22 protein-coding genes and 1 pseudogene are annotated in these 25,950 nt (G+C 66.5%); 10 read left to right on the plus strand and 13 right to left on the minus strand.

Annotated elements, in window-relative coordinates; translation table 11 throughout:
• Nucleotides 1-140 precede the first annotated feature (140 nt).
• Nucleotides 141-1,034: a LysR family transcriptional regulator gene (locus AC1RWI_RS30010; protein ID WP_043352725.1), complete on the minus strand. Its 894-nt coding sequence runs from the start codon at nt 1,032-1,034 to the stop codon at nt 141-143.
• 161 nt (nt 1,035-1,195) lie between these two features.
• On the opposite strand from AC1RWI_RS30010, the gene AC1RWI_RS30015 reads away from it, so the two are divergent.
• The 3 genes from AC1RWI_RS30015 to AC1RWI_RS30025 all read left to right on the plus strand — a co-directional run bounded on the left by AC1RWI_RS30015 (nt 1,196) and on the right by AC1RWI_RS30025 (nt 3,998).
• Nucleotides 1,196-2,557: an acyclic terpene utilization AtuA family protein gene (locus AC1RWI_RS30015; RefSeq protein ID WP_492870122.1), complete on the plus strand. Its 1,362-nt coding sequence runs from the start codon at nt 1,196-1,198 to the stop codon at nt 2,555-2,557.
• Nucleotides 2,554-2,910 carry an AtuA-related protein gene (locus AC1RWI_RS30020; protein ID WP_043352733.1) on the plus strand — a complete coding sequence of 119 codons (357 nt, stop codon included), beginning with the start codon at nt 2,554-2,556 and terminating at the stop codon, nt 2,908-2,910. The genes AC1RWI_RS30015 and AC1RWI_RS30020 overlap by 4 nt, the downstream gene beginning before the upstream one ends.
• A gap of 101 nt (nt 2,911-3,011) precedes the next feature.
• Complete coding sequence (locus AC1RWI_RS30025) at nt 3,012-3,998, plus strand: Bug family tripartite tricarboxylate transporter substrate binding protein (RefSeq protein ID WP_492870123.1); 987 nt, start codon at nt 3,012-3,014, stop codon at nt 3,996-3,998.
• A 70-nt stretch (nt 3,999-4,068) separates the two neighbouring features.
• Here AC1RWI_RS30025 and AC1RWI_RS30030 read toward each other — a convergent pair whose 3' ends face one another.
• Nucleotides 4,069-6,186 (minus strand): ParB/Srx family N-terminal domain-containing protein, encoded by a 2,118-nt coding sequence (locus AC1RWI_RS30030; RefSeq protein ID WP_492870124.1) that lies wholly within the window; start codon nt 6,184-6,186, stop codon nt 4,069-4,071.
• Between the two features lie 303 nt (nt 6,187-6,489).
• Between AC1RWI_RS30030 and AC1RWI_RS30035 the strand changes: the two genes are divergently transcribed.
• Together AC1RWI_RS30035 and AC1RWI_RS30040 are read left to right on the plus strand one after the other, a co-directional pair.
• Nucleotides 6,490-7,083 (plus strand): hypothetical protein, encoded by a 594-nt coding sequence (locus tag AC1RWI_RS30035; protein WP_492870125.1) that lies wholly within the window; start codon nt 6,490-6,492, stop codon nt 7,081-7,083.
• Between the two features lie 52 nt (nt 7,084-7,135).
• The gene (locus tag AC1RWI_RS30040) at nt 7,136-8,137 is read left to right on the plus strand and encodes an MBL fold metallo-hydrolase (RefSeq protein WP_492870126.1); all 1,002 of its coding nucleotides are present in this window, start codon (nt 7,136-7,138) and stop codon (nt 8,135-8,137) included.
• Between the two features lie 32 nt (nt 8,138-8,169).
• Here the strand turns inward: AC1RWI_RS30040 and AC1RWI_RS30045 are convergent, their stop codons facing one another.
• Both AC1RWI_RS30045 and AC1RWI_RS30050 read right to left on the minus strand, forming a co-directional pair.
• Nucleotides 8,170-8,604 carry an EamA family transporter gene (locus AC1RWI_RS30045; RefSeq protein WP_492870127.1) on the minus strand — a complete coding sequence of 145 codons (435 nt, stop codon included), beginning with the start codon at nt 8,602-8,604 and terminating at the stop codon, nt 8,170-8,172.
• 55 nt (nt 8,605-8,659) lie between these two features.
• The gene (locus AC1RWI_RS30050; protein ID WP_043352749.1) at nt 8,660-9,049 is read right to left on the minus strand and encodes a GNAT family N-acetyltransferase; all 390 of its coding nucleotides are present in this window, start codon (nt 9,047-9,049) and stop codon (nt 8,660-8,662) included.
• Between the two features lie 172 nt (nt 9,050-9,221).
• On the opposite strand from AC1RWI_RS30050, the gene AC1RWI_RS30055 reads away from it, so the two are divergent.
• Nucleotides 9,222-10,718, plus strand: a complete 1,497-nt coding sequence (locus tag AC1RWI_RS30055; RefSeq protein WP_043352751.1) for an AMP nucleosidase — start codon at nt 9,222-9,224, stop codon at nt 10,716-10,718.
• Between the two features lie 58 nt (nt 10,719-10,776).
• On the opposite strand, the pseudogene AC1RWI_RS30060 reads toward AC1RWI_RS30055, so the two are convergent.
• Nucleotides 10,777-11,220 (minus strand): annotated as a pseudogene (locus AC1RWI_RS30060) (LysR substrate-binding domain-containing protein); the annotation flags it as partial.
• Between the two features lie 67 nt (nt 11,221-11,287).
• Between AC1RWI_RS30060 and AC1RWI_RS30065 the strand changes: the two are divergent.
• Nucleotides 11,288-11,983, plus strand: coding sequence for an HD-GYP domain-containing protein (locus AC1RWI_RS30065; RefSeq protein ID WP_492870128.1), 696 nt, complete (start codon nt 11,288-11,290; stop codon nt 11,981-11,983).
• Nucleotides 11,984-12,035: 52 nt separating this feature from the next.
• Here AC1RWI_RS30065 and AC1RWI_RS30070 read toward each other — a convergent pair whose 3' ends face one another.
• Nucleotides 12,036-12,680: an OmpW/AlkL family protein gene (locus AC1RWI_RS30070; protein ID WP_043352755.1), complete on the minus strand. Its 645-nt coding sequence runs from the start codon at nt 12,678-12,680 to the stop codon at nt 12,036-12,038.
• A 357-nt stretch (nt 12,681-13,037) separates the two neighbouring features.
• Complete coding sequence (gene leuA, locus AC1RWI_RS30075) at nt 13,038-14,735, minus strand: 2-isopropylmalate synthase (protein ID WP_492870136.1); 1,698 nt, start codon at nt 14,733-14,735, stop codon at nt 13,038-13,040.
• Nucleotides 14,736-15,546: 811 nt separating this feature from the next.
• Here leuA and AC1RWI_RS30080 point away from each other — a divergent pair.
• Complete coding sequence (locus AC1RWI_RS30080; protein ID WP_492870129.1) at nt 15,547-16,902, plus strand: hypothetical protein; 1,356 nt, start codon at nt 15,547-15,549, stop codon at nt 16,900-16,902.
• A 230-nt stretch (nt 16,903-17,132) separates the two neighbouring features.
• On the opposite strand, the gene AC1RWI_RS30085 is transcribed toward AC1RWI_RS30080, so the two are convergent.
• From AC1RWI_RS30085 to phnN, 5 genes are all read right to left on the minus strand, one after another.
• Nucleotides 17,133-17,453: a DUF6587 family protein gene (locus AC1RWI_RS30085; protein WP_492870130.1), complete on the minus strand. Its 321-nt coding sequence runs from the start codon at nt 17,451-17,453 to the stop codon at nt 17,133-17,135.
• Between the two features lie 18 nt (nt 17,454-17,471).
• Complete coding sequence (feoB, locus tag AC1RWI_RS30090) at nt 17,472-19,343, minus strand: ferrous iron transport protein B (RefSeq protein ID WP_492870131.1); 1,872 nt, start codon at nt 19,341-19,343, stop codon at nt 17,472-17,474.
• A 19-nt stretch (nt 19,344-19,362) separates the two neighbouring features.
• Nucleotides 19,363-19,668: a FeoA family protein gene (locus AC1RWI_RS30095; protein WP_043352761.1), complete on the minus strand. Its 306-nt coding sequence runs from the start codon at nt 19,666-19,668 to the stop codon at nt 19,363-19,365.
• A gap of 374 nt (nt 19,669-20,042) precedes the next feature.
• On the minus strand, nt 20,043-21,035 hold the full coding sequence (locus AC1RWI_RS30100; protein ID WP_492870132.1) for a tripartite tricarboxylate transporter substrate binding protein: 993 nt from the start codon (nt 21,033-21,035) through the stop codon (nt 20,043-20,045).
• A gap of 70 nt (nt 21,036-21,105) precedes the next feature.
• On the minus strand, nt 21,106-23,145 hold the full coding sequence (phnN, locus tag AC1RWI_RS30105) for a phosphonate metabolism protein/1,5-bisphosphokinase (PRPP-forming) PhnN (protein ID WP_492870137.1): 2,040 nt from the start codon (nt 23,143-23,145) through the stop codon (nt 21,106-21,108).
• Nucleotides 23,146-23,708: 563 nt separating this feature from the next.
• Here phnN and AC1RWI_RS30110 point away from each other — a divergent pair.
• Nucleotides 23,709-24,254: a MarR family winged helix-turn-helix transcriptional regulator gene (locus tag AC1RWI_RS30110; RefSeq protein ID WP_043352765.1), complete on the plus strand. Its 546-nt coding sequence runs from the start codon at nt 23,709-23,711 to the stop codon at nt 24,252-24,254.
• Between the two features lie 150 nt (nt 24,255-24,404).
• Here AC1RWI_RS30110 and nadC read toward each other — a convergent pair whose 3' ends face one another.
• Nucleotides 24,405-25,241, minus strand: a complete 837-nt coding sequence (gene nadC, locus AC1RWI_RS30115; RefSeq protein WP_492870133.1) for a carboxylating nicotinate-nucleotide diphosphorylase — start codon at nt 25,239-25,241, stop codon at nt 24,405-24,407.
• Between the two features lie 247 nt (nt 25,242-25,488).
• Here nadC and AC1RWI_RS30120 point away from each other — a divergent pair, with 247 nt between their 5' ends.
• Entirely contained in the window at nt 25,489-25,788 is a 300-nt protein-coding gene (locus AC1RWI_RS30120) for an antibiotic biosynthesis monooxygenase family protein (RefSeq protein WP_043352767.1), read from the plus strand.
• Nucleotides 25,789-25,950: the final 162 nt, after the last annotated feature.

Consider the following 25,950-nt stretch of genomic DNA (forward strand, 5'->3'; position numbering starts at 1 on the left):
GCCTGGTACACCTTGACGGCTCGCTTCGCATCGCGCTGGGGTGATTGCCGCCTGGGGGCGGCAATCACGGCTACACCGGATCGCGGGGCTGGCGCCATGCTTGTGCTGGTTCTCGTCGGTGCGCAGGACCATCTCGTCGATTACGCCTTCCCCTTCTTGAAATGCGCCTGCAGCGCTTCAATCATCGCTGCCGCCGCTGTCGAATCTCCCCTCTCTCTCAAGCGCACCAGGCAGATGTCCCGCACCAGCGAAGGCAATTGCATTGGGCGGATTGCCAGGCTTTCTTGCTGGAACTGGAATAGCGCCAGGGCTGGCACCACGGTTACGCCAAGCCCGGCGGCTACCAGCGCGGCTACGGTGGCCAGGTGTTCCACTTCCATGACGCCGTTGAGCTTGAGTGGATGCAGCGCGGCATCCAGGTGCTGGCGCACGCTGCTGGTGCGGGAGAGCTGGATAAAGGGCAGGCCTGCCAGCGCCTGGGGTGTCACGCGCCGCCGGCTGGCCAGGGGATGGCCGGCAGGGCAGACCAGGTGGAAGGTGTCTGTTACCAAGGGCTCGATGCGCAGGTCGCTGTCCTGCGCGGGGGCGGGCGCCAGCGCAAAATCCGCGCGTCCGCGCCTGACCAGGTCGATGCAGCCGTCCGCCAGCAGGTCGAACAGTTCGATGGTGATGCCGGGGTAGCGCTGGTGGAAGGCGGCCAGGATCGGCGGCAGGTCGCCTGCCGCCAGCGACGGCAGCGCGGCGATCGAGACGCGTCCTTTGCGGCGTTCGGCATGGTCGCGCAGTTCCGCGAAGGCGGTCTCGAAATCGGCCAGCAGCCGCGCCGCCACGTCTTCGAAGCGCCGTCCTTCCACGCTAAGCTCCACGTGGCGCGTGGTGCGCTCGAACAGCCGCGTGCCGGCTTGCTCCTCCAGCGTCTGGATCAGCGCGCTGAAGGCGGATTGCGACAAGTGGCAGGCCTGCGCCGCGCGGGTGAAGTTGCGGTGCGTGACCAGGGCCACAAAGGCGCGCAGGTGTTTGACGGAGAGGTTCATTGGCAAGCGCCAGCGGCTTCGGTTTAATCTGGAAAGTCGATAGATTAATCCAAATTATCCGCTTTTTGGTTGACGGTGCCGCGTCTAGAATAGCCGCATCGGCCAGCATTCCCGCGCGCGGCCACCTCTAGTTCACCCGGTTCTCACCTGGCTTTCATCCTATGACCGCCCCTTTGCTGATCGGCTCCGGCGCCGGCTTCTCCGGCGACCGCACCGACGCCGCCCTGCCCGTGGTGCGCACGCTGATCGCAGCGGGCGGGCCGGCCGTGCTGATGTTCGAGACGCTGGCCGAGCGCACGCTGGCGCTGGCCCAGCTGGCGCGCCGCAACAATCCCGCCCACGGCTACGAGCCCCTGCTCTACGCCTTGCTCTCGCCGGTGCTGGGGTTGTGCCTGGCCAACGGCATTCCCATCGTCGGCAATTTCGGCGCGGCCAATCCCCATGCCGCAGCGCAGCGCGTGCGCGCGCTGGCGGCGGAGTTGGGCCTGGCACCGCCGCGGGTGGCGGTGGTGGAGGGCGACGATCTCTCGCACGATGCGGGCCGGGCGGTGCTGCGCAAGATTGTGGGCGCGGGCTTTCCGGAGGCACGCTTCGTTTGCGCCAACGCCTACATTGGCGCGCAGGGCATTGCCGATGCGCTGCGCGCCGGCGCGCAGGTAGTGGTGTGCGGCCGCGTGGCGGATCCCGCGCTGGCGGTGGGCCCGGCCATGGCGCATTTTGGCTGGTCGTGGCAGGACTGGGACCGGCTGGCGCGCGCCACCATGGCCGGGCATTTGCTGGAATGCGGGGCGCAGGTCACCGGCGGCTATTTCGCCGATCCCGGCATGAAGGATGTGCCGGATGTGCATGCCGTCGGCTATCCCATCGTGCGCCTGGATGAAGATGGCAATATCGAAGTAAGCAAGGCGGCGGATACGGGCGGCTGCGTGGACCTGCGCACGGTCAAGGAGCAGCTTCTCTACGAGGTGCACGATCCCGCCGCCTACCTGACGCCTGACGTCATCGCCGACATCAGCGCGGCCACGGTCGAGCAGATCGGCCCGGACCGCGTGGCGGTGCGCAATGTGCGTGGCTTTGAGCGGCCCGAGCAGCTCAAGGCCAACCTGTTCTACGAAGGCGGCTGGATCGCGGAAGGCGAGATCTCCTACGCCGGCCCGAACGCGGCGGCGCGCGCGCGCCTGGCTGCGCAGATCGTGCGCAAGCGCATGGACCTGCTCGGCCATGCGGTGCCGATCCGCTTTGACCTGATCGGTGTGCTGAGCGTCTTTGCCGACGATGGCGGCCGCCTGCTGCAACAAACACAACCCGGCGAGGCACAGGCGCAGGACGTACGCCTGCGCGCCGCGCTGGCGCATGAGGACAAGCCCGTGGCCGAAGCGCTGCTGCGTGAAGTCAATGCGCTGTACACCTGCGGCCCCGCCGGCGGCGGCGGTGTGCGCACCGCGTTGCGCGCGCGGCTGAACGCCATGTCCTGCCTGGTGCCGCGCAGCGCCGTCACCGCAAGCCACTCCCTGCTGCCATGAACGCAACCGCTACCCCTACCACCATCGCGCTCTACCAGCTCGCGCACGGACGCACGGGCGACAAGGGGGATCGCTCCAACATCAGCGTGATCGCCTACGACGCGCGCGACTTCGACCACCTTGTCGCGCATGTCACCGAGGACGCGGTGGCGGCGCTGTTCCGCTACCGCCAGCCGGCGGCGGTCAAGCGCTACCTGGTGTCCTCGCTGCAGGCGATGAACTTCGTCATCGACGGCGTGCTCGACGGCGGCGTGAACGATGCCCTCAACCTCGATACGCACGGCAAGGCGCTGTCTTTCCTGCTGCTGCAACTGGAAATCCCTTTGCCCCCGCGGCTGGCCGGCGCTGGCTGAAGCACAACACAGAAGCACAACACGGAAGCAGAACACCGAAGTAAAGCGACAAACCAGAACGACAAACCAGAACGATTCCAGATTCGAACAGGAGACCAAAGATGTCCGCATACACCAAGTCCGCTTCCCGCCTGAAGGTGGTCACCGGCATCGCCGCCGCGGCGCTCGCGCTGCTGGCCGGCCCGGCGCAGGCGGAGTTTCCGGATAAGCCGATTCGCTTCGTGGTGCCGTTCGCCGCCGGCAGCGCCACGGACCAGCTCGCCCGCGCGATCGGCCAGGCCATTACGGTCGATGCCAAGGTGACGGTGGTGGTCGACAACAAGCCCGGCGCCAACGGCTTTATCGCTGCCAGCGACGTGGCCAAGGCCAGCCCGGACGGCTATACCGTGCTGATCAGTACCAACACCACGCATGCGGCCAACGAGCATCTGTTCAAGAAGCTGCCCTACGATCCGGTCAAGGACTATGTGCCGGTGACCGCGCTGGGCCGTGGCGGCCAGATCATGGTGGTCAACCCGCAGTTGCCGGTCAGCAATGTGGGGGAATTCATCGCGCTGGCCAGGAAGGAGCCGGGCAAGCTCAGTTTTGGCAGCGGCAGCTCGTCCTCGCGCATTGCCGGGGAGCTGTTCCAGCAAATGGCGCATGTGCAGTTGCTGCACGTGCCCTACAAGAGCAACCCGCTGGCCATCACCGACCTGCTGGGCAACCAGATCCAGATGATGATCACCGATACCGCCACCGGCCTGCCCCAAGTCAAGAGCGGCAAGCTCAAGGCGCTGGGGGTGTCGGGCAAGTCGCGCTCGCCGCTGGCGCCCAATGTGCCGACCATCGACGAGGCCGGCGTCAAGGGCTATGAGATGAGCTACTGGTTCGCCGCCTACGCGCCGGCCAGGACGCCGCAGCCGGTGGTGGACAAGCTCAACGCCCTGATGGTGAAGGCCGCCAAGAGCGAGACCGCGGCAAACTTCTACCAGTCCACGGGCACCGACGTGTTCACCAGCACGCCGGCAGAGCTGGCCAAGTTCCAGGCGCAGGAATCGGCCAAGTGGGGCCGCATCATCAAGGCCGCCAACATCCAGCCTGAATAAGAGGCCATTTCAAAGCGATTCTGGCGCCTCGCCGTGCGATCCACCTGCACGGCGAGGCGGCCAGGCCAGCTTACTGGGCCAGCGTCGCCTTGTAGCCCACCGCATACGGCAGCTTGCCGGGCTTGGCGCTGCCCACCGGCTGCGACAACGCCGTGAACTCCGTCTCGTTGAGCACCGTCAGCCCGCCCAGCGCCGCGGCGGTCTTGCCGCTGCTCACCAAATCGGCGGGGGCCAGCGCCACCATGGCGGTGGCCGCCGCGCGCACGGCGCTCAGGTAGCTCGTGGTGTCGTCCAGGCGGTAGTTGTCCAGTTTGACGCGCTGGCGCAGCCAGTCACCCCAGTAAAACTCCGTGAACTCCGTGGCATCCGCCAGTTGCTGGTAGCCGATGTCGCGCGTGAAATACACCAGCGATCGATAGCGGTCGTTGCCCAGGCCGTTGCGCAGGCCGAGCGACGGCGGCAGTTCGGCCGGCGTGGCCGGGCGGTTGGCGGTGTCCTTCAGCCACATCAGCTTGCGCTCGCGCAGCGTGCGGAAGAACGTGGCGCGATCCTGCGTGGCCAGGTTGTCCTGCACCTTGATCCACATCTTCGCCTGCGGGCCACCATCGGCCGCTTCCCACATGCTGGTGAAGGTGTGATGGCCGTCGGTCAGGTACGGCTTGCCCGCCGGGCCGATCACCATGGTCTTCATATCCGCGGGCTTGTTGCCGACCGCCTTGGTGCAGGTGAAGGAGGCGAGATTGTCCAGGCGCGAGGCAGCGGTCGTCGCGCTGGCCTTGTTCTGGCCGTTGGCCTCGCAGGCATCGTCGAACTTCTTGGCCGGGTCGGCAGCGTAGCGGCCCAGCTTGTAGTAGATCTGGTCGAAGCCGATGGCCGGCTGGGTCGGGCGCAGGTCGGCCAGCGTGACCTGCACGATATCGCCGGCCTTGGCTTGCAGGTAGGTGGTGGTCGGGGTTTGCGCGGCCAGCGGCGTGCAAACGCCCTGGAGGCGGCGCTTGGCGCCGGGCACGTCACGCAGCTGGTAGGCCAGCTTGGCGGTGACCGGCAGCAGCGCTAGCGACGCGGCTTGCGGCTGCGCGGCGACGGTGTCCTGCCAGGTTCCGGAGATCAGCCCGTTGGCACCGGTGGCGATGGCGCCGCTGGCCCCCATGGCCCCGATGGCCGCGTTGTAGTTCAGCGTGACGTCCGTGGCGATATTATCGGCGGCGAGCCGGTTGCCCGCGATCGACACGATGTTGCGGCGGGTGCGGCCGGTGGCCGCGTTGCCGTCGTCCAGCTCGGCCTCGGCGCATAGCCAGTCGCCGTCGGCGGCGCCAGCGGCAATGGCCTGCGCGCTCTTGAGCACCCAGCTGCCGTTGCGCGGGCTGCCGTCGGCATTGCTGGCGGCTTCGTCGACGAACAGCGTTGCCTGGCCATCCTGGCGTGCCACGAAGAGGCGGCCGATCTTGCTGCCGCCCAGCGTCACGGCGAAGGCGCCGGGGAAGCGCTGCTGGTCGGCGTCCGCGGCGAGCGTGCCGTTTTCGCCGCCGGCGCAATTGTCGGCATAGGCGGCACCGGCGCAGGCGCGCACTGTCCCGTTCGCGGAGATCTTGACCTGTCCCACGACGGCCGTGGCGCCTGCCTGGCGCAGATAGTTGTAGACGCCCGCGACATCGCTCAGTTGCGCGCCCTTGTTGGCCGCGCTCACGTGGCCCTGGAGCAGCGCGCCGCCGCCCGCGAGGAGGTTGGGCACCTGGCCCAGCGCACCGGACAGCACGCCGGAATCGACCACGAACTCAAAGCCGATGGCGCTCGCGGCGGTGGCCAGGGCCGCGGGTACGTCGGCACTGGCCGCCGCCAGCGTGGTGACTTTGTAGGTGTCGCCGCTACGCGTGTAGCTGCCCACCAGCGTGCCCCCCAGGCCAAAGCGGGAATCGAGAAAGCGCAGCGTGACCTGGCCGGCGGCCGGCTGGTCGAGCGCAACGGACACGGTATCGCCGAAGCTCACCGCGCCGACATAGAGCGAGCCGCCCGCCAGCGGCGTGAGCGCGGCCGGCTGCGTCACCGCGCCGCCATTGCTGCCATTGCCTGCGGTGCTGGCGCCGCCCGCTTGCGCAGCCTGCGTCTGGTCGCCGCCGCCGCCGCAGGCGGCCAGCGCTGCCGTTGCCAGGGTACAGGCCACTGCAGCCCATTGCTTTCGCTTGATCATCGATCCTTCACCCGTTCGTTGTTTTCGTTTGTTCTCGTGTGTTCTCGTTGCCCCCCCGCCTGGGGGGGGGGGCGGCGGCAGGGCCACAATCTATGTCGGCTTGATGACGTGCTCGTGACGAAAGGTCTTGAAGCAAAGGCAACCAGGCCGGTGCGATCGCGGGAACCGGCGCATGCCGAAGCAACCTTGCTGGCGGGAGGGCCGCGCCACCGCTGGCGCGGGAGGCGGGCTACCATGCCGCCAACCACTCAACCATGGCCGCGCGGCAGCCTCCGACCGGCCGCAGGCGCACGCAAGGCACGCATGAACGCACCCGCATCGACGTTTCCCGGCTCCCTCGATCCCCAGGCCCTGATCCGCACCTATATTCGCGCCAAGGACGAGAACCGCCCCCATCTGATGGCGCACGCCTTCGCTGCTGATGCCACGCTGGAGATGACGGTCAAGTCCGAGGCCATCACGTTCCCGGCACGCAGTGAAGGCCTGGCCACGATCAGCGACGTGCTGGTGCGGCGCTTCGGCCAGAGCTACGACAATGTCTACACGTTCTGCCTGGCAGAGGCCCCGCCCGCGGCCGATGCGCAACGCTATGGCTGCGACTGGCTGGTCGGCATGACCGACAAGGCCAGCGGCGGCGTGCGCGTGGGCTGCGGCAGCTACGCGTGGGAGTTCTCCGGGCAAGATGGCGCCCGGCGCGTGCAGGCACTCACCATCGTGATCGAGGCCATGGAGGTGTTGCCCGCCGACGCCGCGCAACAGGTGCTGGACGGCTGGCTGGCCCGCCTGCCCTATCCCTGGAGCACTGCCTCGCATGTTTGCGCGCAGGCTCCGGCAGTGGCACAGTTGGCACCGGCGCTGGCGTATCTGCGTTCCGGCGCGGCGCAAGGCAGCCGTTGATCAGGCAGCGGCACGTGGCCTTGCGTGGCTTGCTCCCCTAAAGGATCGTCCTATGCTCCCGCCCCGCATTGCTGGCCGCCTGACGGCGCTTTCGATGGTCTGCGCCCTCGCCCTTGCCGGTGTGCCCGCGCTGGCGCAGGTCCAGCCGCCGGCGGCCCCGCCGGCCCAGCAGAAGACCCAGGTGCCCGGCTACTACCGCATGATGCTGGGCCAGTTCGAGGTCACCGCGCTCTACGATGGCTATGTCGACCTGGACACCAAGCTGCTCAAGTTCACCAGCCCGGGCGAGGTACAAAGCCTGCTCGCGCGCATGTTCGTGGCCTCCACGCCCGGCATGCAGACCGCTGTCAATGCTTACCTGATCAACACTGGCGCTAACCTGATCCTGGTCGATACCGGCACGGCGGCTTGCTTTGGCCCTACGCTGGGCCGCGTTGTCGAGAACCTGCGCGCGGCGGGCTATAACCCCGCCCAGGTCGATACGGTGCTGCTGACCCATATGCACGGCGATCACGCGTGCGGCCTGATGGCCGACGGCAAGGCCGTCTTCGCCAACGCCAACGTGTATGTCGACAAGGCTGAAGCGGGCTACTGGCTGGACGAAGCCACCGCCGCGCGCGCACCACGGGACGCGCAGTCCTCGTTCGCCATGGCGCGCGCCGCCGTCGCCCCTTACCAGGCAGCCGGCCGGCTACGCACCTTTGGCGCGGGCGACCAGCTGGTGGCGGGCGTGAGCGCGGTGCCGGCGCGCGGGCACACCCCGGGCCACAGTGCCTACCTGTTCAAGTCAGGCAATCAAAGCCTGCTGGTGTGGGGCGATATCGTGCACAGCCACGCGGTGCAGTTGCGCCGCCCAGAGGTGGCGCTGGAGTTCGACTCGGACAGCACGCAGGCGGTGCGCACGCGCAAGAAGATCTTCGCCGATGCCGCGCGCGGCAAGCTGTGGGTGGCGGGCGCCCACCTGCCGTTCCCGGGGATCGGCCATGTGCGCGTGGAGAGCAAGGGCTACGCCTGGGTGCCGGTGGAATACGGGCCGGTGCGCACTGACCGGTAATATCGATGCGACCCCAGTGCCGCGGTTGCCGCTTAGCGCTTGAACCCTAGCAACAGCACGCCGGCGCCAACCAGCGCGATGCCGGCCCACTCGCGCAGATTGGGACGTTCGCCGAGAAAGATCACGGCGAACACCGCCACCAGCAGCAGGCTCAGCTTGTCCACCGGCGCCACCTTCGAGGCATCGCCAATCTTCAGCGCCCGGAAATAACACACCCATGAGGCGCCCGTGGCAAGTCCGGAGAGCACGAGGAAGATCCACGTCCGCGGCGACAGCGCGAGCGGGTTGCTCCACTTGCCCGTGAGCACCACGAAAACACTCAGCACCACGATGATCACCGCCGTGCGCACCAGCGTGGCAAGGTCCGAGTTGACGCCTTCCAGCCCGATCTTGGCGAAGATCGCCGTCAGCGCGGCAAATGCGGCCGACAGCAACGCCCAATGAAACCAACCGGTGGAAGCGGCCATGTTTGGTTGTGCGCGATGAAGGATTGAGCGGCAGGCCGGCCCGGGGGGGCCCGGCTCAGGTGCGCCGGCGCTCCATGGCCACCAGCGAGGGCACAAAGCCGAGCTGCCCGAAGAAGGCCGCCTCGGACGAGCGCCCGGCGCGCAGCACCCACGTGATATCGGGATCCTTGCCGACGATGTGGCGCACCAGCGCGCGGCCGATGCCGCGGCGGCGATGGCTCGGCGTCACTGCGACCATCGACAGATAGCCGTTGGAGATGTCGTCGCACAGCGCCCGCGCGAAACCCACGATCTCTCCGTTATCGACCGCCACCACCACCCGTTGCGAGTTGGCGATCAGCCGGGCGAAGCGTTCCGTGTTGGCAACGCGGTGCGCCCACCCATTTGCCGCAAGGAGTTGTCTGGCCGCCTCGATCTCTTCTGGCAGCAGATTGCGGATTTCCATCGGGGCTCCCCATGCAAGCAGATACGGCAACTCGGCGCTGCCCTTCTGATGGGGGGCGTCACGAGGCGAGTGCGGCGCGGGGCCGCAAAAAGACTGCAGGCAGTGTAGCGAGCGCGCGAAGGCCCGTCAATTTGCGGCGGGCCATGTTGCTTCCGCTCTGTAGCGGGGTATCATGTTTCCCATGAATGCCTCGATCTTCTCTTCCGCCCATCCGGCCGATCAGCTGGCCGAGTTCTCCGACGCCGACGCGGCGCTGGCTCGCATCCGTGAAATCTACGATGCCTCGGTCGGCGCGATCCGCGCGCGCTTCGACGCCTTCGCCCAGGGCCAGCCGCTGCCGTCCGCGGCACATGCCTGCTATCCCTACCTGGGCATCTCGGTCAATCTCGAAACCATGGTCACCGACAGCCGGCCATCCTGGGGCACGGTTGCCTACCCCGGGGTCTACGGCACCACGGTCACCCGCCCCGAACTGCTGGCCGATTACTACCGCGACCAGATCGAGCGCCTGATACGCTACCACCGCGTGCCCGTGGTGGTCGGCGTCAGCCGCCGCCCGATCCCGTTGCCGTTCGTCATCGAAGCCTCCACCACGGACATCAGCTACACCCAGGCGCGCGAGCTCGAAGCCTCGTTCGTGCTGCCCGAGCTGAGCCGCATCGACGACGCCATCGCCAACGGCACCTATGAGCCGGTGCCCGGCGAAGCCTGGCCGCTCTCGATGTTTCCCGGCGAGCGCGTGGACCTGGCACTGCAGCGGCTCTATCACTACACCGGCACCGCGCCTCAGCATTTCCAGCGCTTTGTGCTGTTTACCAACTATCAGCGCTACGTCGACGAATTCATCGCGCTCGGCCGCTCGCTGATGGCCGCCGAAGACGCGCAAGGCGCGGATGGCTACGCGCGCTTCGTGGAACCCGGCGATGTGGTGCAAGAGCGCGGCGAGGCCGAGCCCGACGACGCCCTGCGCCCGCGCGCGCTGCCGCAGATGCCCGCCTATCACCTGGTGCGCGAGGACAAGCTTGGCGTCACGCTGGTCAATATCGGCGTGGGCCCGTCCAACGCCAAGACCATGACCGATCACCTGGCCGTGCTGCGTCCGCATTGCTGGCTGATGGTTGGCCACTGCGGCGGCCTGCGGCGCTCGCAACAACTCGGCGACTACGTCCTGGCGCACGCTTATGTACGCGACGACCACGTGCTCGATCACGACCTGCCGCCCTGGGTGCCGGTGCCGCCTATCGCCGAGATCCAGGTCGCGCTGCAAGAGGCCGTGGTGCGCGTGACGGGTTTGTCCGGCAACGAGATGAAGACCCGCATGCGCACCGGCACCGTTGTCTCCACCGACGACCGCAACTGGGAGCTCAAGTCCAAGGCGTTGTACGCCCGCTTCAACCAGTCTCGCGCGATTGCCATCGACATGGAAAGCGCCACTGTCGCGGCCAACGGCTTTCGCCTGCGGGTGCCGTATGGCACCTTGCTATGCGTGTCCGACAAGCCGCTGCATGGCGAACTCAAGCTGCGCGGCATGGCCAATGCGTTTTATCGGCAGCGGGTGAGCCAGCATATGTCGATCGGGCTGGAGGCGATTCGCATCTTGCGCGAGGGCGGTGCCGAGCAATTGCACTCGCGAAAGCTGCGCAGTTTTGACGAGCCGGCATTCCGGTAGGCAGGCTCCTGCCGGCGTTCCCGTGCGAGCGGGGACGCCGGTGTCTTGCATCCCTCACTCACCACGCGCTCGGGCCCCCACGCGCCTTGGCCAGCTTGCCCTCGAAATGCGCCACCAGGAAGTCAAGGAACGCCCTGACCTTGGCTGACATATTGTGCCGTTGCGGAAACACCGCATGGATGTCGGCGCTCGGCAATGCATAGTCCTCCAGCAGCAACACCAGCCGGCCGCTGCGCAGGTATTCCGCGAGATCCCATTCCGCCCGCTGCAAGATGCCTTGCCCGTCGAGTCCCCACGTCAGCGTGACTTCGCCGTCATTGCTGCTCAGCGGCCCGCGTACCTTGACCGTTTCGGTTCTCTTCCCCTTGGTGAACCGCCAGATGCCGTAGGCCGAGTCGTTCTGCCGCAGCACGATGCATTGATGCCGCGCCAGGTCATGCGGCGTGGAAGGCGTTCCGTGCGCCTTCAGGTAGGACGGGGCCGCACAGACCAGCCGGCGGTTCGCCATCAGCTATTGGCGATATGCCTCGGCAGGCATAGAATCTCGCGCTTCGCCCAGCTTCAGCACCATGACTACGAATCCCCATGCGGTTATCACGCTGGCCAGCCTGACGCTCGCTGGCTGCCTGCGTTATCCGCATGCATCTGGCCATCTCGTTCGCACCGCGACGATCGCCGCGTGCCTTGCCGATCTGATGGGGCTGGATGCGGCGCACTGCGAGCGCATACGGCTCGTCACGCCGGCGCATGACGTGGGCAAGCTCGCCATCCCCGATGCCGTATTGCTCAAGCCCGGCAAGCTGCTCCCCGAAGAGCGGCAGGTGATCGAGCGGCATGCGGAGATCGGCGCGAACATACTTGCGGGCAGTGCGGACGCGCTGATGCGTCTGGCATCGCAGGTCGCGCACCATCACCATGAGCGTTTCGACGGCACGGGCTATCCATGCGGCCTGGCCGGCAAGGAGATCCCGCTGGCCGCGCGGATCGTGGCGATCGCCGATGCGTTCGATGCCATGACGGAGTCGCGCTGCTATCGCCCCGGCATGAGCGACGACGATGCGCTGTCGATTGTCTCGGCAGGCTCCGGCACGCAGTTCGACCCGGGCGTGGCGAGCGTTTTCCTCGCCAACATCCCGCAGATACTGCGCAGCCGGAAGTCAGCGCAAGCGTTGCTGGATGCTGGTTCGGAGATGGCCGTGGTCGCGCGCTTCTATGGCTTGAGTCGCAACGCATTGCGGCAGATCCCGCGCCAAGCCAGAGCCTGACGCGGGATCCGCCGCGCGTTCGTTGTGCCGTGGTGCGACTTACCGCGTTTCGTCAGAAGCGGTAGCCCACGCCCATGCTGAACAGCCACGGATCCAGGCTCACGTTCGAGACCTTCACGCCGGCCGCCTTCACATCGCTCGACAGCCACACCTTCTTGACGTCGGCATTGAGGAACCAGTTCTTGGTGAGCTTGTAGTCCATGCCGATCTGCAGGGCCGGCGCCACGCTCCAGCTATCGAGCGACAGCGAATTGTTGGCAATGTCGGCGCCCCAGATGCGCGTGAAGTTCAGGCCGGCGCCGATATACGGGCGGAACGTGCCGTTGGGAATGAAGTGATACTGCACCAGCAGCGTCGGCGGCAGATGTGTGAAGGAGCCGATCTTGTTGCCATCGAGGTAGACGTTCTGCTTCTGCGGCACGGTCAGCACCAGCTCGGCGGCGATGTGCGGCGTGAAGAAGTAGGTGACGTCGAGTTCCGGAATCCACTTGTTGTTGACCGTGATGCGGTCCGAGGCGCCAACGCCGCCGATCGGGTCGGACTTGCCGGCCATGTCGAGATAGGTGCTGCGCAGGCGCACCATCCAGTTGCCCTGCGCTTCATCGGCAGCAGCAGCGGGCGTTGCGGCAACGGCGCCGAGCAAGGCAAGGGTGGCGATGGCGGTGGTGCACAGACGGGAATACAGGTGCTTCTTCATGATGGTTGGCTCGTGTTTTAGGAAACTTCACGCACAGTTTGGCGCAGCGTTTCCGGTCGAGCCTTGACCGAAAGCAAGAAGATGGGCACCTGTGGCGCGCGCATGCGCATGCGTCGCCGCGTTGCGACAGTCCCGGGCCGCGCAGCGCTCTTTCGCATTTCCAATCCCGGACCAAGCTTCTAAGGACATGCGCAAATATTCGTGGCGGCGAGTTTGCACCCGCCTTACGCTGTGCGCACAGTCAAGCAACGAGCATGTCGTGGGCGTCCCGCAAGGGCGTCTTTCCGGGTGTGCCCCGTGGGGGCGGGGCACACCGGTTTTTCTGTGCCGAGGCCTTGAGCCCGGGCGTGGGCGGCATCAATCGACCAGGGCGTCCTCGCGCTGCGACGGGCTGGCTGCAAGCAGGTGGCGGTTCACGCCCGACACCACGGCCTTGAGCGATGCCGTGACGATACTGGCGTCGATGCCGGCGCCGAAGCCCGTGGCGGAGTCTCCTACCCGCACTTCCACATAGCAGGCCGCGGCAGCATTGGCGCCGCACGACAGCGCGTGCTCGTGGTAATCCATCACGCGCACCGGCATGTCCAGCGCGCCGTTGAGGCCGCTGACGAACGCATCGATCGGGCCGTTGCCCCGGCCGCGCGCGCTGAGCGCTTCGCCATCGCGCAGCAACGCCACTTCGATCTCCACCTGGCCGCCGTTGCCGGACACCATCTGGTGGCCCACATAGCGCAGCGGCGCCTCATGTTCGAGATATTCGCGCTTGAACAATCCATACAAGTCATCGGCGCTGGCCTCGAGCCCGCTCTCGTCGGTCATCGACTGCACCGCGCGGCTGAACTCGATCTGCAGGCGGCGCGGCATATAGATGCCGTGCACCTGCTCCAGCAGGTAGGCCATGCCGCCCTTGCCGGACTGGCTGTTTACGCGGATCACCGCATCGTAGCTGCGGCCAAGGTCGGCCGGGTCGATCGGCAGGTAAGGCACCTCCCAGATCGCGTCCGCCTTGTGTTGCGCGAAGCCTTTGCGAATCGCATCCTGGTGCGAGCCGGAGAAGGCCGTGAAGACGAGGTCGCCCACATACGGGTGGCGCGGATGCACGGGGAGCTGGTTGCAATCCTCCACGCACTGGCGCACTTCATCGATGTCGGAAAAATCGAGCTCGGGGTCCACGCCCTGCGTGTAGAGATTCAGCGCCAGCGTCACCAGGTCGACATTGCCGGTGCGCTCGCCATTGCCAAACAGGCAGCCTTCCACGCGATCGGCGCCCGCCATGACGGCAAGCTCGGCGGCTGCCACTGCGGTGCCACGGTCATTGTGCGGGTGCACCGACAGTACGATGTCCGCGCGCCGTGCAAGATGCCGGTGCATCCATTCGACCTGGTCGGCGAAGATATTGGGTGTGCTGCATTCCACCGTGGTCGGCAGGTTGAGAATGAGCGGGCGCGTGGGGCCGGGCTGCCAGATCGCGGATACCGCATCGCAAACCTCGAGCGAGAAATCCAGCTCCGTCATGCTGAAGGTCTCGGGGGAGTATTCGTAGCTCCATGCCGTCCCGGGCATGCCGTCGGTCAGCGCCTTGATCAGGCGGGTGCCCGCCAGCGCGATCTCCTTGACCTCCTCGCGGCTCGCACCGAACACGATGCGGCGAAACGCGGGGGCGATCGGGTTGTAGAGGTGCACCACGGCGCGCGCGGCGCCGCGCACGGATTCGATGGTGCGCCGTATCAGGTCCTCCCGCGCCTGCGTCAGCACCACGATGGTCACGTCGTCCGGGATGCGGTTCTCCTCGATCAGCATCCGCACGAAATCGAAATCGGTCTGCGAGGCCGAGGGGAAGGCCACTTCGATCTGCTTCAGCCCGATCTTGACCAGTTGCTCGAAGAAGCGGAGCTTGCGCTGCGGGTTCATCGGCTCGATCAGGGCCTGGTTGCCATCGCGCAGATCCGTGCTCATCCAGACCGGCGCGCGCGTGATGCGCTTGGCGGGCCAGGTTCGGTCGGCGATATCTACGGCAGTGGCAGGGCGGTATTTGGTGGCGGGGTTGCGCAACATCATGACGGTTCTCCTTCCTCGCGGGAAGATGCAAGACACAAGAAGCAAAGGGCAAAAAGCAAAAAGCAGGACGCAGGATCGCCAGGGCGTTGAAGCGCTCAACAGCGAAGGCGTCAGAATGCCAATGCGGAAAAAGGGTGGCGCGAGGCTGCCGAACTGCCACTAGGCACTAGGCCCGGCAACCGATCAGTAGGTCTAGCAGTAGCGAGGAGGAAAGACGCGGCGCCGACAGGGCCGGTGCAACCACAGCAATGGCGGTACCCAGCGCGCAACCTTCTGCCGGCACGCGCGCGGCTGCAGCGATGCGGGAGGCATCGGCGGCGCGGCGGTGGAAGCAGGTGGCTTGGTGCATTGCGTAGTGTGTGGGAAGCGGTGCGGATGACCCGGATGACGCGGATGGCGCGGCTTATGCCAATTACCAAGGTGCGTCGATCACTTGTACTTGTCATGCATGCCGAGCCCGCTGTTCAGCGCTCGGCATCCGGCAAGAATAGTCGAGAACGCGAACGGGCGTCAAGGACGAGTGCGCCGGGTCCCCTGCGGATAACCGGCTGGCCAGCCACCTCCGCCTGGCCTTCAGCACGGACTTGTGGTTGAGCCCCGACGTGCGTCAGCGTACATAGGCGCTGAACGCTCAGCCGTTTGGCTGGTACAGAAGCGTGCGCATCGTGACTAGCCTGGATAGCACGCGACCGTCCGATTCCGCCATTTTCCTGTCCGGTCGCGTCAACCTGACGAGTCTGGCCAGCGGCATCCTGCTTCGGCTTTTGTCGGCGGGGGGCCGGGATTCAACGCCATACGGGGAGACATCATGAGAAACACCAAGACGTGGCCAGCATGGCTGGCCTGCGCCGCCATGGCATTGCTGATGGCGGGCTGTGGCGGCGGCGGTGGCAGCTCGGGCGCCGCATCGCCCACCACCGCGAGCACCGCAGCGGATACCACTCCGGTGAAATACTCGGTGACGCTCACGATGACCTCGGGACAGGTCGGGGTGGGCCGCAGCATCTCGATGTCGGCCTCGGTGGTGGACAGCAAGGGAGCGGACGTCACGTCGTCCAGCACCTTTGCCTGGACTTCGTCCAGCAACGCCATCGCCACCGTGGTGCCGGCCGCAAACGGCAGCGCCACCATCACGGGTGTGGCGGTCGGCACGGCCACCATCCAGGTGGTGGCCACCGTCAAGGCGGCGGACAACAGCACCACGCAACTGCCCGCGCAAACGGCCACGGTGGCCGTGCAGCCCACCGCCGTCAGCTACAACCTCGCACTGTCGAATCCGGTCCTGTCGCTGGTCGACGGGCAGGTACAGCCGGTCACGGCGACGCTGGTCGATGGCAACGGCAGCGACGTCAGCGCAGCCGTGCACGACTGGGCCTGGGCCAGCTCGATTAGCAACGTGCAGGTCAGCGCCGCGCAGAATGCCGCATCGCTGACGGGCGTCAACAGCTCGGATACCGCCGCCGCGGTCGGCACGGTCACGGTCTCGGTCACCGCGCCCAACGGCATTGCTGTCAGCGGGCAGATGCTGGTGACGGTGCAGAAGAACACTGGCTACACCTACCGGCTCGAGCTATCACAAGGGGGCTTGCCCATCAACGCGCTGTCGGTGCTGAATGGCTATCCGCAGGTCTTCAACGCGCGCGTGATCCGCAGCGATTCGCATGATTCCACTGCGGATTTCGACGGCACCTGGCGCTACGCCGCCACCTCGCCAACGCTTTCCGTTGCGGCGGACCCGGCCACGCGGCAGGCCACGTTGAGCACCAGCATCGTGATCGGCACGCCCACCGTGCAGAGCCTGCTGCAGGTGAGCGCGGCCAGCACCAAGATAGCGGGCACGCCCAGGGCCAGCCTGACCGTGACGGAGCAGCCGAAGTGGGCGCTGGTCTATAACGGGCCGCAACCGCTCAAGCTGCTGCTGTCGCTGCCCGTGCCGACTCCCGTCACCGCCACGCTCATGAATTTCGGCGCCAACGCGCCCTATCTTGGCTGCACGGGCTGGAGCTGGACCAGCAGCGCCAACGTAACGTTCGCGGGTGGCGTCAATGCCGCGCAGATCGTGGTGACGCCTTTGGCGCTCGGCGATTTCACAGTGACCGCAACCTGCACGGCCGGCCCTGAACTGCAGCCGATTTCCATCACGATTCCGGGAACGGTGAGTTGATGCGGCGCCCAGCTTTGGCCTGAGCTTTCACGCGGTGCCCGGCATGTGTTCCTGCCGGGCGCCGTTGTTGATGGAGGTCGTGCCGCGCAGATGTTGGCGAGGAGGGAAAGAGCGAGGGAGGAGGTGCCGAAGACGCTGTGAACCAGCGCGGCGAACCCAAAGCGTACCCGTTTCTGCGTGGATCAAAAACGTGGCCAGCGATGGGTTTTGGGGCGTGACCGTGCTGCCAATCAGCGCTTGGGCACGAAGCGGATGACTTGCTCGCTGGCCTGCGTGACGGGCGCTGGCTGCGTGCTGCCTGCGGTGCTGGAGCCGCAGGTATTGCACCCGCCGCTGTCGCAGCCGCTCGCGCAGCCGGCCGCGGCCTGTGGTGCCAGCCAGGCTGCTGCGCGCTGGCGCAAGCCGGTGGCATCGGTGCCACCCAGGCGTGCCGCCAGCCCGGCCTTGATCCGTTCGCGGGTGCGCGGCGCATAGCGGGCCAGCACGGAGATCGTGCAGGCCAGCACGATCAGCGGCACCAGCAGGGTTTCAACGGCGTGGTAGAGGCTCATGGCTGCAATGTCCTCGCTTCAGCTCAGCATCAGGGTGATGTGGTACGTGGCAAAGGCCGCCACGTAGCCGAGCCCGAACAGGTAGGCCGTCGAGGCAGCCATCACCTTCCAGGAGCCGGTCTCGCGCCGGATCACCGCCATCGTGGAGATGCACTGCGGCGCGAACACGAACCAGGCCAGCAGCGACAGCGCGGTGGCCAGCGACCATTGCGCGGCGATCATCGGCACCAGCTGGCTGGCCATGGCGTCCTCGCTGCCGGACAGCGCATAGACGGTGGCCAGCGCGCCTACGGCGACTTCGCGCGCCGCCAGGCCAGGCACCAGCGCGATGCAGATCTGCCAGTTGAAGCCGATCGGCGCAAAGACATGCTCAAGCGCCCGGCCGATCATGCCGGCGAAGCTGTAGTCGATGGCCGGGGCGGTGGCGCCGTCCGGCGGCGACGGGAACGTGGCCAGGAACCACAGCACCACCGTCAGCGTCAGGATCACCTTGCCCACGCGGGACAGGAAGATGCGGGCACGCTCCCACAGGCCGATCGCCACGTCGCGCACATTGGGGATGCGGTACGAGGGCAGCTCCATCATCAGCGGGTGGTCGGTGCGGTCACGGCGGAAATACTTCAGCACGTACGCCACCACCAGCGCGCTCACGATGCCCGCCACATAGAGGGCGAACAGCACCAGGCCCTGGAGGTTGAACATCCCCATCACCGTGCGCGCCGGGATGAAGGCGCCGATCAGCAGCGCGTACACGGGCAGCCGCGCGGAGCACGTCATCAGCGGCGCCACCAGAATGGTCGCGAGGCGGTCGCGCGGGTCCTGGATGGTGCGCGTGGCCATGATGCCGGGAATCGCGCAGGCAAAACTGGAGAGCAGCGGGATAAAGGAGCGGCCGGACAAGCCGGCGCCCATCATCAGGCGGTCGAGCAGGAAGGCGGCGCGCGGCAGGTAGCCGGATTCCTCCAGCGTCAGGATGAACAGGAACAGGATCAGGATCTGCGGCAGGAACACGACAACGGCACCCAGGCCGGCGATCAGGCCATCCACCAGCAGGCTGCGCAGCATGCCCTCGGGCAGATGGCTGCCGACGATCTCGCCGAACCAGTGCACGCCGCCCTCTATGCCGTCCATCAGCGGGGTGGCCCAGGAGAACACCGCCTGGAACATCAGGAACAGCAGCACGGCCAGGATCACCAGGCCGAACACCGGATGCAGCAGGATGCGGTCGAGCCGGTCGTCCATGGCCGCGGTACGTGCCGGCATGGTCACAGCGGCGTCCAGCAGGCGCTTGACCTCCTGGTGCACGTCCATGTCGGATGCCTGCTCGGGGGCGGCATCCGGCACTTGCGGCAAGGCCGCGTCCAGTGCGGCCAGCAGGCTGGCGGCGCCATCGCGCTTGACGGCAATCGTCTGGACCACCGGCACCCCGAGCGCGGCGGCCAGCTTGTCGCGGTCGATGCGGATGCCGCGCTTGGCCGCGGCATCGCTCATATTGAGCACCAGCACCATGGGCAGGCCCAGGCGGCGCAGTTCCAGCACGAAGCGCAGGTGCAGGCGCAGGTTGGTGGCATCCACCACCGACACCAGCAGGTCGGGGCGCGGCTCGCCCGGGCGCTTGCCCAGGCAGATATCGCGCGTGATGGCTTCATCCAGGCTGGCTGCATGCAGGCTATAGGCACCCGGCAGGTCCAGCACACGCACCTGCCTGCCGGCCGGCGAGACGAAATGGCCTTCCTTGCGCTCGACGGTGACGCCGGCGTAGTTGGCCACCTTCTGGCGGCTGCCGGTCAGGCGGTTGAACAGCGCGGTCTTGCCGCAATTGGGATTGCCCACCAGCGCAACGCGCAATGCGGGACGCTGGGAAGCGGAAGTCGGGTTGGCGACAGACATATTCTTGGCAGGTGCCCGGTCAGGCAGCGGAGCGTTTGGCGGCGGGCGCGTCGGGTTGCGCTGCCGGCGTGATGCTGGAGACGGTGGCGCTTAGCGCTTCCACGGTGATGCGGGCTGCTTCGGCGCGGCGCAAGGCAAACCGGGTAAAGCCCACCTGGGCGACAAGGGGATCCATGCCGAACGGTCCCAGCGCGATGACCTGTACGGCTTCGCCCGGCACAAAGCCGAGTTCGCGCAGGCGGCGTGCTACCGGATCGTTAGGAGAGTTGTCATCGATCGACACGATGACAGCGGCGGCGCGCCGCGGAAGTTCAGACAACCGCATGTGGCTTCCAGTCCGTTGGCGCGAGGCACGGCACGCAGTCGGCAAACTCACACCAGGGTTGGTAAATGAAAATCGTTCCTATTGTAGCCGATTTGCATGCGGGCGTTTTGATTTCGCGCAGTTGTGCTGTTCGTGCGCGCTGCCTGCATGGCGCACCACAATGCCGGCGGTGCGCAATCGCCCGAAGCGCACGTCAGGCAACATTCGGCCGCACGGGATCCGTGATGGCCGTGGCGTCGCGGTGTTGCAACGGGATTGGGTGGGGGGCGGGCGGCGCGCGTCGCCCCGTGGGTCTCAGCTGGCCCTGGCGAGCTTTAGCAGGCTCTGTTGGCCTCTGTTGGCTTTTGTTTGTTTTTGTTGGTTTCTTGCGGGTCCTAGTCGACCCGCAGGCCGATCTGCGCGGCGAGCTTCTTCCAGCGCTCGATATCGGTGTTCACCAACTTCTGGAATTCCGCCGGGCTGCTGCTGGCGGTTGCAAATCCCAGTTGGGCGAGATTGGCCTTGACCTCCGGCTTGGCGACGGCCTTGGCGATGGCCGCGTTGAGCTTGTGCACGATGTCCGGCGGCGTGTGCGCCGGGGCCAGGATGCCAAACCACTGGTCCACGTCATAGCCACTGACCCCAAGCTCGCTCACCGAGGCCACGTCGGGCAGCAGCGGCGACCGGCCTTTGGAGGTGACGGCCAGCGCGCGCAGCTTGTTGGCCTTGAGGTAAGGCACCGTGTTGCTGAGCGTGTTGATGCTGACGTCGGCCTGGCCGCCCAGCACGTCAGCCAGCGCCGGAGCGCAACCCTTGTAGGGCACGTGCAGCAGGTCGATCCTGGCCGAGATCTTGAGTAGTTCGCCGGCAAGGTGCTGGGGCGTGCCGTTGCCGCAGGAGGCGTACGTCGGCGGCTTGCCCGAGCGCCCGGCCGCGAGCAGGTCATTGAAGTTCTGGATCCTGGAAGAAACGGGTACGGCGATGATGGATGGCACGGATGCCACGGAGATCACCGCGCTGAAGTCCTTGCCCGGATCGAACTGCAGGTTGCGGAAAACGCCGGGGTTGATCGCAAAGCTGCTGTTGACCACCAGTAAGGTATAGCCGTCCGACGGGCTCTTGGCGACGTACTCGGCGCCGATATTGCCGCTGGCGCCCGGCCGGTTGTCGACCACCACCGGCTGGCCCAGGCTGCGGCCCACCTCCGTGCCGATCACCCGCGCCAGCGTGTCGGTGCCCCCTCCCGCCGGGAACGTCACCACCAGCCGGATCGGCTTTTGTGGAAAGTCGCCGCCGATATTGGCGCTCGCCTGCGCGGGCAGGCCGAACAGGGTGGCCCCCAGCAAGGAGATCGATGCGAGACTGCGTACCACGGACAGGAATGTCATTTTTTGCCTCATCGGTTGAAGGAAATGATAGATCAGTGCGGCAGTGCGGGCGGCGCGCCCGGACGCGCTGCTAGTCCGCCAGGATACGAATCGGCGGCCCGGCAAGCTCCGCCGAAGCGTGGGCCCGTACGCCCGCCTCCAGATCGATGGCGGTCTCGGCGTGGATCCTGAACAGCGGTTGCCCCGCAACGAGCCGGTCCCCCACCGTGCACAGCAGGTCCACGCCGGCGCCAGGCCGGCGTGGCGCGCCGGCGCCGCGCGCAATGCCAGCGATGGCAAATCCATTGATGTCCGCGACGACGCCCGCCGTGCCGGCCGGTACGGTGTGGACGTGCTGGCCAGGTGCATTCGGTGCCGCCCTTGCGCCCTGCGCGGCCACGATCCGGCCGAATGCGGCGCTTGCGGCCCCGCAGGCAAGCAATTCGCCCGCAATCCGCCGTCCCTCGGCGGGAGATCCCACGGCCGGGTCGAACGCAAGAATCTGTCCGGCAAAGAACAGGGCCTTCTCGCGCAGGTCCGCGGGTGCGTCGGGGCTGCCGTTGAGTACCTGCAGCACATCCCGCACTTCCAGTGCCGGGCCCACGCCGCGCCCGATGGGTTTGCTGCCGTGCGTCGCGAACGCGCGCACCTGCATGCCCAGCCCCGCGCCCACCGCTTCGAACAAGACGCCCAGGGCTTGGGCTTCGGCTTGCGACTTGAGCTTCGCCTGCGGGCCGAAGGGCAGGTCGACGATCACGTGGGTCGAACCTGCGGTGTATTTCTTGGAGAGGATGGATGCCACCGACCACCGGTTGGTGTCCAGGCCGAGCGGGCGCGTGATGGCATTCATCACATCGTCGATAGCCGAGTGATTAAGGCGGCCGTTCCAGGCAATGCAGGCCCGCGCTTGCTCCACGCAGCGGCGCACGTCGTCGATGTCCAGGTCCACCCGCGCCACCGTCTCCATGGCCTCGGCGGTGCCGGCCGCGGAAGTGATCGCGCGCGACGAGGTCTTGGGCATCGCCAGCCCGAACGCCGCGACGATCGGCACCACGATCAGCGTGATGCGGCTGCCCGGCACGCCGCCCATGGAGTGCTTGTCCACCACGATGGGTTCGTCCCAGCCGATCCTGGGGGCAAAGCGCGTGCGGGCACGCGCGACGCTGACCACTTCCGCATCGGTGAGGTGCTGCGAGGCAGCCACCAGGAACGCGGTCAGCTCGATCTCCGTATAACGGCCCTCCACCGCATCGCGCAACACGGCTTCGTATTCGGCCTCGCTCAAGGCATCGCCGCGCAGCTTCTTGCGCAGCACATCGCGGCTGACGGGGCCGGGAATCCGGCGCAGGCGCACCGTACTGCCGGGCGCAGCGCCCAGGCGATCGAAGAGGGCATCGGACAGGCCGATTTCTTCGTCCTGCAGCAAGGCCGGGCTCTCGACCACATGCAAGGCAGCGGGGATCTCGACCGTTCCCGAGCGCACGGCCATGCGGGTCTGGCCAGCGGAAAAGGCGGGCGACACATAAGCAATGTGCGCGTCGCCGGTGGCGATTGGCATGCGTCTGGCCTTGAGCGGCGCCGGCGCCGTGCGCAGCGCTTCCAGGAAGCGTGCGATGCCCACATCCATGGCCGCGTCGTTCGATACGCAGACGCTCGCCACGCCTGCGGGAATCGGATCGGGGATGCGCTCCAGCCTGCGCAGCACCGCGTCGCCGGATTCGCGTCCGCGCGCGGCAATGCGCTGCGCCAGCACCTGCAGCGGCGCCGTGACATGGATGACGACGAAGTTGCGCAACTGGCCAGCCAGCGCGGCGACAATGCCGCGCGAGCCGTTGGCGATGACGTGCCGGCCGCGCTCCAGTTCATCCAGCAAGCTGGCCGGCAGCCCATAGCGCAAGCCATGCGCTGCCCACGTGATCAGGAAGGCGTTGGCCGTCTCGCGCGCCGAGAATTCGGCCTGCGTCACGCCCTCGTGGTCCTCGCCCGGCGAACCTGCTGGCCGGGTGATGACGCGCCTGGCAAATACATAGCACGGATCGGCCAGCAGCGCCGCCCTGGCGCCGTCCATCAGCGTGTCCTTGCCCGCGCCGCTGGGGCCAACCACGAGGAAGAAGGTGCCGGCAGCCTGCACGGGCTTATCCCGCGTGGTGGAGACCGCCGCCAAAGCCGATGGCCCGACGCGGTCCGGATAGCGGGCGGCTTCCAGGCTGCTTGTGCATGTGTCGTTCCAGGTCTCGGGGTTCTTCATGGTCATCCTTATCCTTATCCTTCTCTTGGTCCCGTTTCGTCGGCCGTGCCGCATACCCGCATACGTTCGCAGACAATATACTTAGATATCGAAGTACAAAGGCAATGCTAGCACCAGATGAAATCTTGTCAAGATAAGTTCGACATCTAAGAATACGCAAGAGTCGGGCCATAGCCGGGAAGGGCCGTATCCACGGCCTGTGTCGGAGATTCCGGCAATGTCCAGCAGGGAAATCCCTCTGCGCGTGCGTTGTCGCGTCGCGCGTGGCGCAAGCCTGCACTGATGTAGCGCACACTACATCAGTACGAACCAAAATGGTTAGCTGGCGAAGTTCCGCCGGGAGAGCGGCGTGGCGGAACATACGGCCGCTTTGCCAACGCGTTATCATGCTTTCCATCATCGGGCGCGGGCACGGTCGGCGCCGACAAGGACTCCCACACCGTCTTATGGCCACATCGAAATTGACTGAAACGCAGGCGCCCGCCCAGCCGGGCGACATCGCCAACGAGCGCCTGGCGCATATGGTGAAGGACGCCGCCCGGGCCTATATCCGTGCCCTGCAGATGCGCCTGGCCGAACACACTGTTTCCTATGGGCACTGGACCATCCTGCGGATTCTCTGGGATCACGACGGCTTGTCGCAGCGCGAACTGAGCGACCTAGCGGGCGTCACGGAGCCGACCACGTTCGCGGCGGTCAAGGCGCTGGAAGCGCTGGGCTACATCGAGCGCACGCACCTGCCCGGCAACAAGAAGAATGTCCATGTGTTCCTGACCAAGACGGGACGCGCCCTCAAGCGCAAGCTGGTGCCGCTGGCCGAGGAGGTCAATGAGATCAGTGTCGAGGGCGTGTCGGCGGAAGAGGTGGCCACCGCGCGCAAGGTGTTGATCGCCATCAACCGCAACCTGGCCAAGGACGAGGCAGCGGCCCAGGGCACGGCACGGCGTGTGCCATCGACGCGCGAGCTGGGGCGGCTGCTGGCGGATCTTTGAGCCAGTGACGCCGCTGGCGGCGAGCGCGGCATGAAAAAAAAGCGCGCGAGGCAGCAGCCAGGCGCGCGTCGAAGTGGCGGGAAGGAGTGACTCCCGCTCACACGGTATCTCTCACACGGTGTCTTTACACCGCCTGTTCACTCTACTTGTTCACACCGCATCGTCCAGCCCGATATCCACGGCCGGCGCGGACTGGGTGATCTTGCTGGTGGAAATGTAGTCAACGCCGGTCTCGGCGATGGGGCGGATGGTCTCCAGGTTGATGCCGCCGGACGCCTCCACCTTGGTGCGCCCGTTGACGATGGCCACGGCTTCGCGCATGTCGGGCACCGACATGTTGTCCAGCATGATCACGTCGACGCCCGCCTGCAGGGCCTCACGCACCTGGTCCAGGCGATCGCACTCCACTTCCAGCTTGGTCAGCACGGGCAGTTGCCGGCGCGCGCGCGCAACGGCCGCGGCAATGCTGCCGCACACGGCGATATGGTTGTCCTTGATCATCACGCCGTTATCGAGCCCCAGCCGGTGGTTCAGGCCCCCACCGCAGGTCACCGCGTGCTTCTCCAGCACGCGCAGCCCCGGCGTGGTCTTGCGGCTGTCGATCAGGCGCGCCTTGGTGCCGGCGATGGCCTCCACGTAGCGGGCGGTATGGTTGGCGATCCCGCACAGCCTTTGCATGATGTTCAGGGCGGTGCGCTCGGCAGTCAGCACGCTGCGCGCGGAGCCGCTGACGGCGATCAGGATGGCGCCCTTGGCGACCTTGTCACCGTCGTTGACGCGCACATCCACGTGCAGCGACGGGTCGTAGCGCGAGAACACGCGGGCGGCCACATCCACACCGGCGATCAGCATCGGCTCACGCGCATTCATATAGAACGAACCCGTCTCGCCCTTCTCGATCATGGTTTGGACCGTCAGGTCGCAGGCGCCGATGTCTTCGGTCAGCCACAGGTCAATCAGCTTGTCGGTTGCAAATGAGTCGTACATGCTTGGCTCCAGGGTTCCGGGGGTCCGGCGGGTTGATGTCGCGGTCTTGATGTGAAGGCGAAGAATACTTAGATATCGAAGTACGTGTGGCAATCCTAGCAGTTGCCGTGGCCTTGTCAAGTAATGTTCGACATCTAAGAATAATTTCGCGGCGAGGCGCGATGTCCCGGCCTGTCATAGAATGCTTGTCGACGCACGGCCGGGCCAGGCCCCGGCCTTCCTGACATGCACAGACGGAGCACATGACATGATTCTCGAAATAGCGCAGTTCCAGATCAAACCGGGCACGGAGCCGGACTTCGAGGCAGCGGTTGCCAAGGCGGCGCCGCTCTTCAAGCGCGCCCGCGGCTGCCACGCCATGCGGCTGCTCAGGTCGATCGAAAACCCCTCGCATTTCACGCTGGAAGTCAAGTGGGAAACGGTCGAGAACCACATGGTGGATTTCCGCGAATCCGCGGACTTCGCCGAATGGCGCAAGCTGGTTGGCGACTACTTCGCCGCTGCGCCCGACGTGGGCCATGTCAGCGTGGCGGTCGAAGGGTTCTGAATCCGGACTGGCGGGGCGATCCGCCTCCTCCGCATGAGTGGGGTCCCGAATAACGCAATTGCGTTATTGGTGGAGGAAAGTGCAGCGGGTAAGCTGCTTGCACGCTGAACACCCCGTTCCACGCGTATTTGACATGCCACCTGCCGGTAAAGCAGGTGGCAT

It is taken from the genome of Cupriavidus sp. MPR-AND1C (assembly GCF_058809705.1).